Origin of the sequence: Vibrio sp. 10N.239.312.D08 (assembly GCF_041466145.1) — a bacterium.
Classification (GTDB): Bacteria; Pseudomonadota; Gammaproteobacteria; order Enterobacterales; family Vibrionaceae; genus Vibrio; species Vibrio crassostreae_C.
The window spans coordinates 23,704-39,908 of sequence record NZ_JBFSSD010000007.1 but is presented as its reverse complement, the minus strand read 5'-3'; the positions used below and the strand labels follow the sequence as shown (position 1 = coordinate 39,908).

General features: G+C 44.0%; 13 protein-coding genes. 4 read left to right on the top strand and 9 right to left on the bottom strand.

Annotated elements, in window-relative coordinates; all coding sequences use genetic code 11:
- Positions 1 to 13 precede the first annotated feature (13 nt).
- The 5 genes from AB6D58_RS05585 to AB6D58_RS05565 all read right to left on the bottom strand — a co-directional run bounded on the left by AB6D58_RS05585 (position 14) and on the right by AB6D58_RS05565 (position 6,076).
- Positions 14 to 2,158, bottom strand: coding sequence for a GGDEF domain-containing protein (locus AB6D58_RS05585; protein ID WP_372099017.1), 2,145 nt, complete (start codon positions 2,156 to 2,158; stop codon positions 14 to 16).
- 336 nt (positions 2,159 to 2,494) lie between these two features.
- Positions 2,495 to 3,244 (bottom strand): phosphate ABC transporter ATP-binding protein PstB, encoded by a 750-nt coding sequence (gene pstB, locus AB6D58_RS05580; RefSeq protein WP_004737715.1) that lies wholly within the window; start codon positions 3,242 to 3,244, stop codon positions 2,495 to 2,497.
- Between the two features lie 90 nt (positions 3,245 to 3,334).
- Positions 3,335 to 4,198 carry a phosphate ABC transporter permease PstA gene (gene pstA, locus AB6D58_RS05575; RefSeq protein ID WP_372156668.1) on the bottom strand — a complete coding sequence of 288 codons (864 nt, stop codon included), beginning with the start codon at positions 4,196 to 4,198 and terminating at the stop codon, positions 3,335 to 3,337.
- 15 nt (positions 4,199 to 4,213) lie between these two features.
- The gene (gene pstC, locus AB6D58_RS05570) at positions 4,214 to 5,143 is read right to left on the bottom strand and encodes a phosphate ABC transporter permease subunit PstC (protein WP_017064255.1); all 930 of its coding nucleotides are present in this window, start codon (positions 5,141 to 5,143) and stop codon (positions 4,214 to 4,216) included.
- 111 nt (positions 5,144 to 5,254) lie between these two features.
- Positions 5,255 to 6,076 (bottom strand): phosphate ABC transporter substrate-binding protein, encoded by an 822-nt coding sequence (locus tag AB6D58_RS05565; protein ID WP_017064254.1) that lies wholly within the window; start codon positions 6,074 to 6,076, stop codon positions 5,255 to 5,257.
- A gap of 480 nt (positions 6,077 to 6,556) precedes the next feature.
- Between AB6D58_RS05565 and AB6D58_RS05560 the strand changes: the two genes are divergently transcribed.
- Positions 6,557 to 8,200, top strand: a complete 1,644-nt coding sequence (locus tag AB6D58_RS05560) for a methyl-accepting chemotaxis protein (RefSeq protein ID WP_372156666.1) — start codon at positions 6,557 to 6,559, stop codon at positions 8,198 to 8,200.
- 107 nt (positions 8,201 to 8,307) lie between these two features.
- On the opposite strand, the gene AB6D58_RS05555 is transcribed toward AB6D58_RS05560, so the two are convergent.
- Together AB6D58_RS05555 and AB6D58_RS05550 are read right to left on the bottom strand one after the other, a co-directional pair.
- The gene (locus AB6D58_RS05555; RefSeq protein WP_017060037.1) at positions 8,308 to 9,195 is read right to left on the bottom strand and encodes a lipase secretion chaperone; all 888 of its coding nucleotides are present in this window, start codon (positions 9,193 to 9,195) and stop codon (positions 8,308 to 8,310) included.
- Between the two features lie 38 nt (positions 9,196 to 9,233).
- Positions 9,234 to 10,175, bottom strand: a complete 942-nt coding sequence (locus AB6D58_RS05550; RefSeq protein WP_050547032.1) for a triacylglycerol lipase — start codon at positions 10,173 to 10,175, stop codon at positions 9,234 to 9,236.
- A gap of 474 nt (positions 10,176 to 10,649) precedes the next feature.
- Here AB6D58_RS05550 and AB6D58_RS05545 point away from each other — a divergent pair, with 474 nt between their 5' ends.
- A complete protein-coding gene (locus AB6D58_RS05545; RefSeq protein ID WP_372156726.1) occupies positions 10,650 to 11,897 on the top strand; it encodes an SGNH/GDSL hydrolase family protein in 1,248 nt (415 codons plus the stop codon).
- Positions 11,898 to 12,012: 115 nt separating this feature from the next.
- On the opposite strand, the gene AB6D58_RS05540 is transcribed toward AB6D58_RS05545, so the two are convergent.
- Positions 12,013 to 13,344 (bottom strand): DEAD/DEAH box helicase, encoded by a 1,332-nt coding sequence (locus AB6D58_RS05540; protein ID WP_017061883.1) that lies wholly within the window; start codon positions 13,342 to 13,344, stop codon positions 12,013 to 12,015.
- A gap of 361 nt (positions 13,345 to 13,705) precedes the next feature.
- On the opposite strand from AB6D58_RS05540, the gene AB6D58_RS05535 reads away from it, so the two are divergent.
- Complete coding sequence (locus AB6D58_RS05535) at positions 13,706 to 13,972, top strand: Lpp/OprI family alanine-zipper lipoprotein (RefSeq protein WP_017061882.1); 267 nt, start codon at positions 13,706 to 13,708, stop codon at positions 13,970 to 13,972.
- Positions 13,973 to 14,129: 157 nt separating this feature from the next.
- On the opposite strand, the gene AB6D58_RS05530 is transcribed toward AB6D58_RS05535, so the two are convergent.
- Positions 14,130 to 15,104, bottom strand: coding sequence for a L,D-transpeptidase family protein (locus AB6D58_RS05530; protein WP_029235199.1), 975 nt, complete (start codon positions 15,102 to 15,104; stop codon positions 14,130 to 14,132).
- 346 nt (positions 15,105 to 15,450) lie between these two features.
- On the opposite strand from AB6D58_RS05530, the gene deoD reads away from it, so the two are divergent.
- Positions 15,451 to 16,161 carry a purine-nucleoside phosphorylase gene (gene deoD / locus AB6D58_RS05525; protein ID WP_017061880.1) on the top strand — a complete coding sequence of 237 codons (711 nt, stop codon included), beginning with the start codon at positions 15,451 to 15,453 and terminating at the stop codon, positions 16,159 to 16,161.
- Positions 16,162 to 16,205: the final 44 nt, after the last annotated feature.

Below are 16,205 nucleotides of genomic sequence, written 5' to 3'. Positions count from 1 at the left end.
AACGGCCTTTATTTTAAGAAAGAGAGGCTGTGACTTTTTTACGTTTTAAGGCAGAAACAATTCGATTTCGCCCCGAGTCTTTGGCTTGATACAAGGCTTTATCTGCCTTGCCATACAACAAATCAAAATCGAACTGATGCTGGTCAGACGTTATCGAGGCATAGCCAACGGATGCCGTTAAATATGGGCTGGTACTACTTTCACAATGCAGGATTTTTGCCTCTTCAATGCATTTTCTAATCGACTCTGCACGTTGCTTTGTCTCTGAGTGATTCGTGCCAATCATCAACAACATAAACTCCTCTCCGCCAATCCGGCAGAAGGTTTCTTTATCATTGTGAACATGGGCATTCAGTATCTCACCTACCGTCCTCAGAGCCGCATCCCCTTCAGTATGACCATAGACACTGTTGTACAAACCAAAGTGGTCGAGGTCGACAAGAATCAAGCCAAATGTAATTTCGTTCTGTAAGGCAAAGGCACCTTGATCGTCACCGTTCAAGTCTTCTAGAACCTGCGACAACATACGGCGGTTTCCAAGGCGCGTAAGAGGATCTAGCTTAGAAATGATATCCAATTGCTCATTCGCCAACTCTAGCTCTTGGGTACGCTTACTGACTTCTTGCTCCAATGTTTCATTGAGCTTTTTCAGTTCTTCTTGAGCCATGGTTCTTTGCAGCACCTCAGCAAGGCTCGAAGCAAAGATACGTATTACCTCACGAAGCTGTGAGGTTAAAGGACTGCGAGTTAATAGGTTATCAGCAGCGATAAACGCAATCGGCTCACCCGTATTGGTGGTGAGCATGGTCATTGCCGTCCAACCGACTCCCACAATATTGAAATCGTGGTAGATAGGAACTGATTCTTCAAAGGCAACTTGATTAGGGCAAGCACGAGCTGCGGCTACAATGTCACGTTCCACCAGCTCAGAGCGATAATAGGACTCATCGACAATATCGCCTTTGATGTCAGTGCCCCAAGTACCTTGCATGTAACTGCACTTTTTGTCTGTTAGGAAAACAGCCAGTCGATCGATACCTAGATGTTGAATCGCAAAACTAACCGCGGACTTACAGACTTCACTGACGCTATCGCATCGGGACAGCTCAACCATACTCGAGTGCAACATACGTATGTTCTGCTCTTGGCGCTTGCGAATATAGATTTGAGAAAGCAAAGAGCCAAAAGACTCAAGCATCTGCTTTTGATAGTTAGTAATCGGTGAGCGATGAATGTAGTTATCCATGGCGATCCAGCCGACAGGTTTGTCGCCTTCATGCAAGATAAGCATGCCATTCCACCCCTGCCCGACCACCTTACCTTCTGTATACAGGGGCGCATTATCGATGATGACTAGATTAGTATGGTTATCAGACAGCGCTTCAATGTATTCCGCTTCAAGTTGGTGCAAATCGTATTGAGTGTGGTGTTCACTGTTGGTTTTACCCGCTTCGTCAGTGCCATAAGTGCCGCTGAAACAACGCTTTTTCATATCAAGCAACATGAAGATCGCACGATCAAACCCTAACCTGTCTCGCACAGCCTCAACCGATGCTTTATACAAAGCATCGAGTGACTCAGGGTTAGAAAGCTCAAGCGCGACCTGATGAACCAGCTTCATGTTCTCTACAAACAGCTCACGTAACTTTATCTCATCTAAGTATTGAGCTTCACGTGTGTCTCTGTGTTTGATTTCTAGCGCCGCGTTCTTTTCGGCACGAATACATTGCCAACGGGCAGCCGCGAGCTGTAACACATCAAGATCTTGGTCAAAGGTTTGATTAACCTTCTCAGCATTGCAATTTTGAACAATTAAATAAGTTCTGGAGGCAGGTGCGTTGTCGAGCATCATGATAAACGACTCCCCACCAAGCACTTTCATGTGTTCCCACTTGCAGGTGTTGATAGCCATTGGCAAAACCCCGTCTGCGGTATCAAACTGTGAGACCCACGGCCAAAATGTAGAGGGGTAGCTCGCCAATGAGGTTAGGTCGCCATAAGAAAAAATCGGTAATGCGTCGCTCTCCGGCGTCGGTTCAGCAAATATTCCTATCCCTTTTGGAGTAAGTACCTTAACCAGATAGTCAAAAAGAGACTCAGCCAACAGACGATGGTCGCGTGTCGCAGATATTTGTTTTGCAAAGGCTTTAACAGGCACAGCTTCCTTCCATTGGCGATTAAGAATAAAGCAAAAATACAGAAGGCTTGATATGCAATCAATGTAAGTGAAAATGAGATGTTAAGCGGGTCGCAGTTTCACCTTTAACATTATCACAAGCATGAGAAGGACGACAAAAATGGGATTCTCTGCCCAAAATCACATCGACATTGGGGATTTTTTAGACACATAAAAAAGCCCCACCTATAGTGGGGCAAAACTTCCATCGCTTATAGTTATAGTGATAATTCTGTTGTTCTATTCGATTATCTAACCTGCGTTTCAGTTAGTGTGTAAAGGTATCTAATCGCTTAAATACCACACGTAAATCGTCGATTAACCGAAGTCACCGTTTACGTAACCTTTAGTACGATCATCTTTTGGTTCACTGAAGATAACGCTGGTTTCGTTATGCTCTACAAGCTCTCCCATTAGGAAGAAAGCCGTGCGGTCTGAGATACGACGCGCTTGCTGCATTGAGTGCGTTACGATAACGATAGTGAAGTCTTTCTTCAGATCTTCCATCAATTCTTCAATCTTGTGTGTCGCGATTGGGTCTAGAGCCGATGTTGGTTCATCCATCAGGATTACATCTGGTTCCATTGCAATGGTACGTGCGATACATAGACGCTGTTGTTGACCACCAGACAGACCAAATGCATGCGCTTTAAGACGGTCTTTTACTTCATCCCACAGTGCAGCACTGCGTAGCGAGCGCTCAACCACTTCATCGATGTGTTTTTTGTCTTTGATACCTTGAGCACGTAGGCCGTATGCCACGTTCTCGTAGATGCTCATTGGGAACGGGTTTGGCTTTTGGAATACCATGCCTACGCGGATACGTAGGTCAGCGACATCGATATTACCGTAGATGTCAGTGCCATCCATATCCAGCTTACCCTTAATCGTAACGCCTTCAATTAGGTCATTCATGCGGTTCAAACAACGCAATAGTGTTGATTTACCACAGCCAGACGGGCCAATCAGAGCAGTAACCTGGCGAGTTGGAATTGGCAGGTTGATAGATTTAAGCGCTTGGTTGTCGCCGTAAAACAGATCTAGGTTCTCAATATCAAATTTATTCATGTTCGTAATCTCTAAATTCTTAAATTCGTGTCTAACTTGATGCTTTCTTTATCACGGGGGCTCGCTTTATTTATGAGCCAGCTAATGAGCTTAGTAAGTTGCCGTGTTGAAGCGTCTCGCAATCAGTTTTGTAACCATGTTGATCAAGAGAACCAGTACGATTAGGACTGTCGCCGTGCCGTAGGCTTGGTTCCACTCATCGATAGTAAATAGCTCTGTTGTCAGCTTATATAGGTGAACCGTTAGTGTACGGCCAGAATCGAATACCGACTCAGGAACACGTGCCACCATACCTGCTGTTAAAAATACAGGTGCTGATTCGCCAATTACACGACCAATACTAAGAATGACCGAAGTTAAGATACCTGGCATTGCGCTTGGTAAGATCAAACGCCAGATAGTGTAGATTTTTGAAGCGCCAAGGCCGTATGAGCCTTCGCGGTAAGTTTGTGGCACTGCCATCAATGCTTCTTCTGTAGTACGAATGATTACAGGAAGAATCAGGATACTTAGCGTTAGTGCACCCGACAGAATCGAGAAGCCAAGACCAAGAATCGAAACAAAGAAGGTCATACCGAACAGACCAAAGATGATCGATGGGATACCAGCTAACGACTCAGTACAGAATCGAATCACTTTCACCAATCGGCTACCTACTTTCGCATATTCAGTTAAGTATATCGCCGTCATGATGCCCAGTGGCGCGGCTACCGCAATCGATGTGATTACCATGTAGATCGTGGCAATGATCATTGGGAAAATACCACGTTCTTCACCAGTACGAGTGTAATCGTCAGTGATGAAGTTCCAATCTACGTATTGCAGACCGTTCGATAGGATGTACCAAATAATCCAGAATAAGAAACCAACGGTTACAGCTGCAGCTGCCCAGATAAAACCTTTTAGGATGTTATCTTTGGTTTGACGTGCTTGTTTTAGTTTTACGCGATCCATATTACTTATCCTCGCCTACTTCGCTTTTTCACGGTTAAGATAAAGTAGAGCACCATTTAACATCATGATGAACACTAGAAGTACAACACCTGTTGCGTACAGTGCGTTAGCGTGAACGCCACTTGCGTAAGACATTTCAATTGCAATGTTTGCTGTTAGCGTACGAGCAGAGTCCAAAATGCCTTCTGGCATTGCTGGCGCGTTACCCATAACCATGATGATTGCCATCGTTTCGCCAAGTGCGCGGCCGATACCCAAAATCACACCAGTCATAATGCCTGAACGTGCAGCAGGAACGAGTAGCTTAAAAATCGTGTAGATTTTCGAAGCACCCAGTGCAAGTGAACCTTCTTTGTATGTGCGAGGTACAGCACGAATCGAAGTTTCAGAAACCGTGATAACGGTAGGAAGAATCATGATACCCAAAACAATGATACCCGCCAGGATAGTGTTACCCGCTGGTACTTGGAAAACGTTCTGAATCATTGGAACGATAATTACTAGACCGAAGAAGCCGTAAACTACCGACGGGATACCCGCTAGAAGCTCAACTGCTGGTCGAATAATATCTGCAAGACGCTTTGGAGCAATCTCAGCAATAAAAATAGCGGTTAATACACCAACTGGTACACCAACAACTACAGCTCCAAGTGTCGAAACAATCGATGCAACAATCATAGTTGCAACACCGAATAGAGCTGGAGGTAACCAGTCAACACCCAGAACGATGCCAGAAACACCGGCCTCTTGGAATGCAGGGATACTCTCTGCAACGATAAAGTAAGCGATAACGGCTAGTGATACGATGCCGATTACAGCACTCGATAAGAACAAGCCGTGGAAGATTCTTTCTCTCCAGTCGATGCGCTTCTTAGCACGTAGACTTGGCTTGTTGATTTGAGTCGCTTCAGTATTCATAAGCTTTTCACTATTTGCGATGGTCATATATAAAATCTCAAACTTTGTGGCTCAATAAGAGCTCGAAATAAACAAAGTTGAAAGAAAAGGCTCAGCCTAAAGCAGGCTGAGCAATAATTAAGATTGAGTCAGTTAAGATTAGTTAACTGTGATGTAGCCTTTCTTACCAGCGATAGCTTGAGCTTCATCTGCAACCATCCAATCTAGGAATTGTTGAGTTTCAGCTGTTGGAGCGCCTGCTTTGTAAAGAACTAGGAATGGACGAGCAACTTTGTAAGAACCGTTCTTAACGTTGTCTACAGTCGCAGCAGCGCCGTCGATAGTTAGAGCTTGAACAGATTCGTCAACTGTACCTAGAGAGATAAAGCCGATAGCGTATGGGTTGCTTGCTACAGAAACTTTAAGTGCGCCGTTACCGTTTGCAACTTGTGCACGTTGAGAGATAGCCGATACTTTCTTATCGCCAATCTTCTTCTTAAGCTTCATGATGTCTTCGAATGCACCACGTGTACCTGATGCAGTATCACGAGTGATTGCTACGATTGGCTTGTCAGCACCGCCAACATCTTTCCAGTTAGTGATGTCGCCTTTGTAGATTGAAGTGATTTGCTCAGCAGTAAGAGCAGATACTTCGTTGTTCGGGTTAACAACAACTGCGATACCGTCACGAGCGATAACTAGCTCTTTCAGGTCAGCTGTTTTCTCTTCTTCTTTTAGGTCACGAGAAGAGATACCAAGGTCAGCACTTCCATTTTTTGCTGCTTTGATGCCTGCAGAAGAACCTGGTGCTTGAATTTCGATGAACACTGGTTCGCCTTTATTCATGTAGGTTTCTGCAAAAACTTCAACCAGTGGAGAAGCACTGTTAGAGCCAACTACAGAGATAGTTTCTTTAGCTGAAGCTGTATTCACTGTTAGAGCGCCTAGTAGTGCGATTGCACCGATAACTGTCTTTTTCATCACAAATTTCCTTTAGTGGCGTTATTGCCGTAATGTTTTGCTTGAACGAGGCCTACTTTAGAATCCGAATGTGACAGTTGTGTTTCACTTAATTGAAGCCTATATGACAACTACAAATTAATGGCTAATTTCTCTCCTACTCGATGAATTGATAGTCGCGCCCCCATCAGATGCAGTTAGTGAATGCAGGTCTCACCATCGTTTGAGCACCAAAAAGCTAGATTTCCTTCCCTATTTATATCGAATACTAACCAATATATTTCTCTATTTATCAATCAATTAGCCCTAACACGATGGATAAAAAGATCCACCTTTATCGCCATTTAGAACAATAAACAACCATCTATATCAAATACCTATCGCATATAACGAAATCAAAGCCTTTACTGATTGAATTGTCAGTCTCATTAGTTAGAATCGCCAACTAATTCTAATAATAATAATTCTCATCTTTTTATTTTATTCAAAGAAGGACATTACATGCGCCAACTTCTCAGTGGCTTATCAATCAAAATACAAATTCTTATACCCGTACTATTTTCCGTTGTCTTACTTTTAGCCGGTGTCATTATCGGTGGTGAAAAACTAGAAAGTGCATTCAAAGATGTGTCAGTAGCAACCGACCAGTTAATCTTACATAAAGAAGAACTTAGCGAAATCGTCGACAACAACTATGGCATGCGCATCAAAGCGATTTACAGTCTATTCAATGCTGATGACGTAAAAACATTGGTTGAAACACTAAACCAAAAACGCGATCAGAATACTCGCCTACTGAATTCATTAGACACAGTGCCAGGCATGCAAGATGAAGTGGCCGCGATGAACAAAGCGATGAATCACTATGTCGATTTTTCTCGTACCACCATGCTTCCGCTATTAAGAGCGAAACACGGCGATGCATCACTATCTTCAGATTTTGAAAACCGCTACCAGATCGCAATCGACCAATACCGACATGCGGGTAATGAAATGGTGCAAGCGATCAATACTCTGTCTAAAAAGCTGAACTTGCTTGCCACTCAAGAGGTCGACATCAACGGCCAGCAACACGCTAGCACGCTGACTACTGCGACCATTGCACTGTTGGTGATCCTGTCTGTAGCTCTAATTATCAGTTGGACGCTGGCTGGTATCATTGTTAAGCCGATCAGCAACATTCAAGAAACGATGCGGGAAGTAGCAAAAGGTAACTTGTTAGTTAAAGCAGAAGAGTATGGCGACAACGAAATCTCACGCCTAGCGCAAGACGTAAACCAGTCTGTTGAACAGCTGCGTGACACGGTAAGCTCGCTGTCTCGAATCAGTATCGAAGTGGCTTCTGCGTCGACAGAGCTAGCGGCTGTAATGACACAGTCCAGCGTTAACTCAGACCAAGAGAAGCAAGAGGTGGAGCAAGTTGCTTCTGCTGTGAACCAATTGGAAAGCACAGCAGCACACGTTAATGAGAACGCAGTACAAGCCGACTCAGCGTCTAAGCAAGCTGACGAAATGGCGACACACAGCATGAGCTTGTTTAATGAAAGCAACAAAGCTAACGAACAGATGGCGATTCAGCTAAGCGAAGCCGCAAATGTTGTGGGCACGCTAAAAGAGCACTCTGAACAGATTGGTAAAGTGATTGAGGTAATTCAAAGTATCTCTGAACAAACTAACCTGCTGGCGCTTAACGCAGCAATCGAAGCCGCTCGTGCAGGTGAAAGCGGTCGTGGTTTCGCAGTGGTTGCTGATGAAGTTCGAATGCTAGCGGCACGTACACAAGATTCAACCAAAGAGATCCAAACCATCATAGAAGGTTTGCAGGTTCAATCCGGTAACGCGAATGAAAGCATGAGCAGCTCATTATCTATGCTGGAACACAACCAAACTCTTGCAGGTGAAGTAAGCGCGGCGCTTTCAGGCATTGCTAACTCGGTAACGGACATGACTGAGATTAACACTCAGGTTGCCTCTGCCGCCGAAGAGCAAAGCCAAGTAACCTCAGACATCAACCGTAACATCTCAAACATCTACAGCCTAGTAAGCCAAAACGTTACCGGCATTACTCAAGCCGCTGCAGCAAGCCACGAGCTTTCTAACCTAGCAGAACAACAGAAGCAGCAGTTGGATTACTTTAAGGTATAGGCTTCAAGGTACGAAGTTCAAGGCAAACAGATTCAGGCTGTATGCTCTTTAGAACTCGCCGATAAACAAAAAGCCAGCCATCATGGCTGGTTTTTCGCTTTTAGACACTACTGACGAGATTCAGCCGCTCGAATTCTTTCAATCGCTTCTACCCTTCTAAGCTGTTCTGGTAGGAAATGTTCAGTCCTAAGTTGCGCAATCTTCTCTTGTTGTTCGGTTTTTGATAGGAATGAATCTTTCAAGACATCATTTCGTTCTGCGAAGTAGACCTCTAACGAGTCTTCAAAGGCCGCTCTTTGTTTATCAAGTGCTTCAAGTCTCTGGGTTGCTTCTTCACCGACAAGTTCGCTTCTCTTTAAGTATTTACCCTGTTCATCGAGACCTTCAGAGCTAGAGAGCTGTTGGAGTAACACCTGATTCTGGTGACTCGACTGAACATAATCAGGTTGCTCAGATAGATAGGATTCGAGTCTTTGTTGGTATTCTTCATCCTCTAATCCCTCCTGTTTCAGAAGTAACTTTTCTAAGGCGATTTCTCTCATTCTGTTGTCGTGCGTAAACAGAATACTTATCTCGCTCTCACTGAAAAACTGAGCTTGGAGGTCAAGGAGCGCTTGATTGAGTGCACGTAGATCATCAGCGGAAATGGATGTGGTACCGAACTGCACGTCCAACGATGTCAGTGCCGACTTATACTCAAGATATTTGGCAAACAGTGCTTCATCAACCACGGTTGTTGATGCTTGTTCGTGGTGTTTCGCCACGTTGTCTCGAATATCTTCAAGGGTTAATTCTGCATTACCTGACACGAAATATTCCATCATGTCTTTTGCTGATGCGTTATCGATGTCGGTATCTTGCTGAGAGGTGACTTTCAATGAGGAGACGCGTTGTTCGTCGTCAGTATGTGTATCTTGATTATTTAGATATAAAAAGACCGCCGCTGTGCTCATCAGGGCTATCGTGGTTATCGACAAAATGGCGGTCTTTTTCATCATACTTCCCTTGTTTTCTTGTTAAACGGCTTTGCAGACTACAAGCCAGCCAACTTCAATCGATTGGCATGCTGACGATATAGAGTTACAGGATCTGTCTCAAACAAGTGGTGAATTCCCAATAACCCATTAATCTCATCTAGGTGGTTCATTTTGTAATCATCACCAATCACTTTGCCCAAATGCGCGCTGCATGCTCCTACTAAGCCATCATTAGGTTCGTTGAAGGCTAAGCCTAGGATTGTCATCGCTCCGTCGGTAGGATCAAGAAGGTTGGTAAAAGTGGAAGACCCTGTCCATGAATAGTAATAAACGCCGTTACTTGCTTGCCACTCACCATCGCCACACTCAGACGTCGGAACGCCCTCAGGGTAAAACTGGTTGAAGGCTAGCGAGCCTTCTGTGGTCAATGCTTCAAGAGAAGCGAGGCCGTCTTGGTCGAGATCCGTTCCACCAGATAAAAGGTTAATCAGTGTCGTTAATCCACCTGCTAATTTAACCGCGATACCTTCTGTGACAGAGCCTTCAGATACGTTCCCTCGAACGAGATCAGCGACCTTAGAACCTTTATGCACACCGCCAATACTGGTCACTGAAGCAACAAGATCAGGTCGAACTGACGCAACATAACGAGCCGTAGGCCCACCGTGGCTATGACCAACCAGATTCACCTTACTTGCTCCTGTTGCAGCTAACAGCGTTTCAACTTGGCTGAGTAACTGTTCACCACGGACCTCTGAACTGTTGGTTGCAGAGACCTGAGCGACATATACGTTCGCGCCATCTTTGGTTAGGGATTCAGGTACGCCATAGAAATAGTCAACGCCCGCTAATGTATCGAAACCAAACAGACCATGTACCAACATAATGGGGTATTTCGTTTCAGTGTATCCGCTGGCTTCTAATGCTGATGCGCTCGTTCCGGCATATACGCCAAAACTGGATAGGCAGGCTATCGTCCAAATTAATATCTTTTTCAATGCTCTTTCCTTAAACAGATTAGACCTCTGATGAGTAAAAGAACCGTAGATGATGATTTTATAAAACAGAATGTAACGACTTGATATTTGTGATGGCGAACTTGAATTAAACAGGTGCGATGAACATCAGGCAAACAGAATCAGGAGAAAAAAACATAAGCAATTGATTAAATTAACATTTAACTAAGGTTGATGAGATTGTTCTTTCAATATCCCGACTCAAATATCAATTCAACATTCTCAATAAACCAAAATTATTCGACAAATAACCGTTTGGAAACAGGTATTTTTCAACCAAAACTCGTTGATAACTTGAGGCTTATTCCATTAACGACACACCACAACCCTGAATATATTGACGCTAATTATTGATTTTAGATATAGGTCTTACCAGTTATTTACTTATCCACTTATCCACTTATCAAGCAACAGCGTTTCTGTTTGGCTCATCTAAATATAAAAGAGAATACAGTGATGAAAAATACGGCTTTAATACTCACGTTAGCCCTGCCTTTTGGCGCTTATGCCGCTGAAGACTCAATACCAACACCTGAATCGATTACATCTGCACAAGTACTCAGTGCACAAGGCTCAGAGACCTATTCATATGTTAGATGTTGGTATCGAACCGATGCCTCTCATGACTCCCCAGCCACCGACTGGAAGTGGGCAAAGAAAGAGAATGGTGATTACTACACGATCAACGGATATTGGTGGTCTTCCGTTTCATTCAAAAACATGTTCTACAGCGATGCCCCGCAATCGGAAATTAAACAACGTTGCGAACAGACGCTCGACATCCAACATGACGCCGCTGACATCACCTACTTTGCCGCAGATAATCGCTTCTCTTACAACCACTCAATCTGGACCAACGACAACGCTTTTCAAGCCAGTAGCATCAATCGTATTGTCACCTTTGGTGATAGCCTGTCCGACACTGGTAATCTATTTAATGGCTCACAATGGGTTTTTCCGAACGCAGATTCGTGGTTTTTAGGGCACTTTTCGAATGGTTTAGTCTGGACGGAGTATTTAGCAAAAGCGAAAGATGTCCCTCTGTATAACTGGGCTGTGGGTGGCGCCTCAGGTACCAACCAATACGTGGCATTGACTGGTGTTTATGATCAAGTCACCTCTTATCTGACCTACATGAAAGTCGCCAAAAACTATCGTCCGGAAAACTCACTGTTTACTTTAGAGTTTGGCCTCAATGACTTCATGAATTACAACCGAGAAGTCGCCGATGTAAAGGCTGACTTTAGCAGCGCGCTGATCCGCTTAACAGAATCTGGTGCGAACAATATCCTGCTGTTCACCTTACCCGATGCAACCAAAGCCCCTCAATTCAAATACTCTACCGAACAAGAGATAATAAAAGTTCGTGGCAAGATCTTAGAATTCAACCAGTTCATCAAAGCTCAAGCCGAGTATTACCAAGGTATGGGGAAAAACGTGGTGTTGTTCGATGCAAGTGCGTTGTTCGCCAGCATTACCGATAACCCAGAACAACATGGCTTTCGAAACGCGAGTGATGCTTGTCTTAATATCAATCGAAGCTCAGCCGCGGACTACTTGCGAAGCCACAGCTTAACCAATGACTGTGCCACCTATGGTTCAGACAGTTATGTATTCTGGGGCGTGACGCACCCAACCACCGCCACACACAAATACATTGCCGACCACATCTTGGCGTATTCGTTCTCGACGTTCAATTTCTAACTAAATATCGAAAAGTAATGGCTGAGCCAAGGTCGAGATACAAAAAAACCGCCTAATATTGGCGGTTTTTATTTATGTCAGTTTTACTAGCAAACGCTTTAAAACTGGCTGGTGATTATTCGTCGTCCACTTTTGGTGCGACTTTCTTCTTAGGGATAAACACGGTATCACCCACGGCCACATTTTGGTGGAAGCTCTTATCGCGCTTAACTGGTTTCTTCGGCGTTTTCTTCGCTTGAGTGTTGGTCTTCTTCTTAGCAGGACCGCCTTTAGCAAACGCAGGTTTACGTGGCTTAATGCCTTTGAATTTACCTTTTAGGCCTTCAAGTACAGAGAAGGTCAAATCTTGTTGAAGGTAAAGTTCAACACGCTTGAAGCTGTCCCAGTCTTTTGGACCAACCAAAGAAATCGCATCGCCTTTGTTACCCGCACGGCCAGTACGACCTACACGGTGCACGTACTCTTCGGTGTGCTTAGGCATATCAAAGTTGATAACGTGGCTCACGTTTGGAATATCAATACCACGTGAAGCAACATCGGTAGTTACCAAGATCTTGTAAACCGCACGCTCGAACTGGCTCATAATAGCATTACGTTGCGTTTGGTTTAGGTTACCACTCAGTGCTACCGCTTTAAGCTTCTTCTCGTTCAACTTATCTGTTAAACGGTCAGTATCAGCGCGTGTTGCTGTGAAGATCATTACCTGACGGTATTCAGCTTCTTCCAGTACACGGTCTAAAATCGCTTCTTTGTGATCTAGGTGATCACATAAGTAGAATTTCTGTGTGATATCTAAGTGTTGCTCGTTAGAAACACCAACAGAGATACGCTTAGGTGCGTCTAGCATTTCATTTGCAATGCCATTTACTTCAGCGTGATCTAACGTTGCAGAGAACATCAACGTTTGACGACGACGGTGTTTAGCTGCATTGGCAATGCGACGAAGTTCTGGAGCGAAACCCAGATCAAGCATACGGTCCGCTTCATCAAGGATTAGCGTTTCAACACCATCTAGGAACAATGAACGATGTTCTAGGTGGTCAGCAAGACGGCCTGGAGTCGCAACGATAAAACGAGGGTACTTACGCAGTGCTTTAACTTGGTCGTTAAAGTTCTCACCACCTAAGATAAGCGCCGCTTCATAAGACAGACCACCAAGCATGCTACGCAGTTCGCCGTAAACTTGCTTCGCTAGCTCACGAGTAGGAGCCAAAATTACACCACGAGGATCTTTAGCAGAAAACGCTTTTGTTTTTAATGCTTTATGTATCATTGGCAACACAAACGCCAATGTTTTTCCTGATCCCGTTTTTGATGAAGCCAATAGATCCTTACCAGCAATAGCAACAGGGATCGCTTTTGATTGGATCTCTGTCGCCTTCTTGAAGTCGTAATGTTTTAAGTTCTTCAGTAAGCGGTTATCTAAGCCTAAATCTTTAAAGTGCAAAGGACTCTCCAGTCATGATGGTATTGAATAAAATTAATTTAACGTGACATGATACCGCGAAAGTACTTTATAAGGATAGAGATCACAGTAAATTTATCCCTTTATCTATCTTTAGCTAGAACAACGTATGCATTGCTAGCAAAGGGATAGCTCTCCAAAAACACCTTCAAGTCGTCTCTAAATCCTTCATCTCATAAATGAGACACAACGTGATACTTAGCTAATTACCTCAAAAATTTAGCAATTTCTTTAGTTATTGTTTTTGCAGTTAAAAAATTAGTCGCTACAATCATTAATGAAGCGACTATATGATAAAGAATGTATAGCGCATCTTTTGATGATAAATAAGCAAGGAGTTCTTATGAATAAGACGTTAATCGCAGCTGCAGCATCAGTTTTCATTTTAGCCGGTTGTTCTTCAGAACCAGAAGAAGCTGCAGTGTCAGAAATGGATCAACTAACTAACCAAGTGGCTCAACTTACAAGCGAAGTTGAAGCACTTAAGAGTGACAAAGCAGCCGCAGAAATGAAGGCTCAAGAAGCAGAAGCAGCCGCTATGGCAGCGAAAGAAGAAGCGGATCGTGCTAACGAACGCATCGACAACATCGCTGAGTCTTACACTAAGTAGTTTGAGATCTAATCGCGATTAAGCTGTAGATTAAATAAGTCGCAAAAAGCAGTATATAGACAGCACCACTTCTTATCGGATGTGGTGCTTTTTTTGGGTGACACTAATGCGAGTAAACAAGATAAAACCGCCCCTTGTTGCAGAAGAGGCAATCGAATTAAAACTCAATCACAGGTGGTGCTATCTCTACAGGTACGCCGTTTTGAGCAAAGATAACCGCTTTCGCCTTTGAATTTGGCAGTTCTGCGTCTTCAAGCCACCATTTTAGTTCCACAGGGATCTGTAATGATTTCTTTGAACCATCACTTCGAGTTAATGGCTCGTGCGCTTCTACAAACACACTTCTATCAGGCTCTAATGACACCTTAATCGGCTCATTGATAATGGTGACCTGTTCACCACGGTTCACTTGCTCAAACAGCCACTCAATGTCTTTAGGTTCCATTCGGATACAACCAGAGCTAACTCGTAAACCTATCCCGAAATCTTTGTTTGTACCATGGATCAAATAGTCGCCAGCGCCATAAGCAAGCCTCAAAGCGTACTCTCCCAATGGATTTTCCGGCCCGGCAGGAACCACTCTCGGTAATTCAATGCCCTTTTCAAGATACTCGTTGCGGATTGAATTTGGTGGCGTCCATGTTGGATTCGGTCTTTTTTGGCTTATCTTGGTGATCATCTCGGGAGTATCACGCCCCACTCGACCGATGCCGACAGGGAAAACATGCACCTGATTTTTCTCAGGCTCAAAGTAATACAACCTTAACTCAGCAAGATTGATGACAATCCCCTTTCTTGGGGTGTCAGGCAAAATCAAGCGGCTTGGAATGCTTAACACATAGCCTTCCGCGGGAAGAAAAGGATCCACCCCTTTGTTGGCTGCCATTAAAGAGAGAAAACCAATATCGTATTGCTTGGCAATGATGGCCAAGGTTTCGCCCGCCGCCACTTCATGCTGCTGGATTCTGCCCACAATGCGGCTTTCCGTTGGTGGCAATTCAAAGGTTGCAGCAGACACCCACGATGAAGCTATCCCGCTGGCAAGCAAAGTAGTTCTTACAACAAGCGACGCCGCCCTGTGGAGTCGTGTTTTCATTGACTGCAAAGGCGTCGAGTTAACGCAATACGACATACAAATCCTTGGTTTGTCTTTTATCAAAGTTTAGATTATCTCTGATCAAACGTCTCTACAACGTATTGTTGTCTCGAAACTAATAGGCAACAAGTTTATATGTAAGCCTTTTCTTCTCATTCACTTGCAATTTACCCATACAAAATCGATTGCCTTTACGCTTTCAACATATTTGGTTATCAACATTAATAAAACTATAATGGCAGACCTATTTTGTGACTAAAGTCTCATGGAGCCACGTTCTAACTCGCTAATATTGCCTCAACAAAACGAATTCAATTCAACAGAATCGGTAATTGATTAAATCCTGTTCCTATAATTACCGTTTAAACTTTGGAGAACGACCATGGCTACACCTCATATTAATGCTCAAGCTGGTGATTTCGCAGAAACAGTACTTATGCCGGGCGACCCGCTTCGCGCAAAATACATTGCAGAAACATTCCTTGATGACGTGAAGCAAGTTTGTGACGTTCGCAACATGTTTGGCTACACAGGCACTTACAAAGGTAAGAAAGTTTCTGTAATGGGCCACGGTATGGGTATCCCATCATGCTGCATCTACGTACACGAGCTAATCGCTGAGTTCGGCGTGAAAAACGTTATTCGTGTAGGTAGCTGTGGCGCGGTACGTGACGACGTTAAACTAATGGACGTTGTTATCGGCATGGGTGCATCTACTGACTCAAAAGTAAACCGCATTCGTTTCAACAACCACGACTTCGCTGCTATCGCTGATTTCGGTCTTCTAGAAGAAGCAGTAAACCAAGCTCGTGCACAAGAAGTTCCAGTTAAAGTTGGTAACGTATTCTCTGCAGACCTTTTCTACACTCCAGAAGCTGACCTTTTCGAAAAAATGGAAAAGCTAGGCATCCTAGGTGTTGATATGGAAGCGGCTGGTATCTACGGCGTTGCTGCAGACCTTGGTGCTAAAGCACTAACTATCCTAACAGTATCTGACCACATCATCCGTGGTGAAAAACTAAGTTCTGAAGAGCGTCAAAAGTCTTTCAACGACATGATGAAAGTTGCTCTAGAGACAGCAATCAACATCTAACGATTTGATAAAAGATACATTGAAAAGCGTTACCCCGCAGCCAG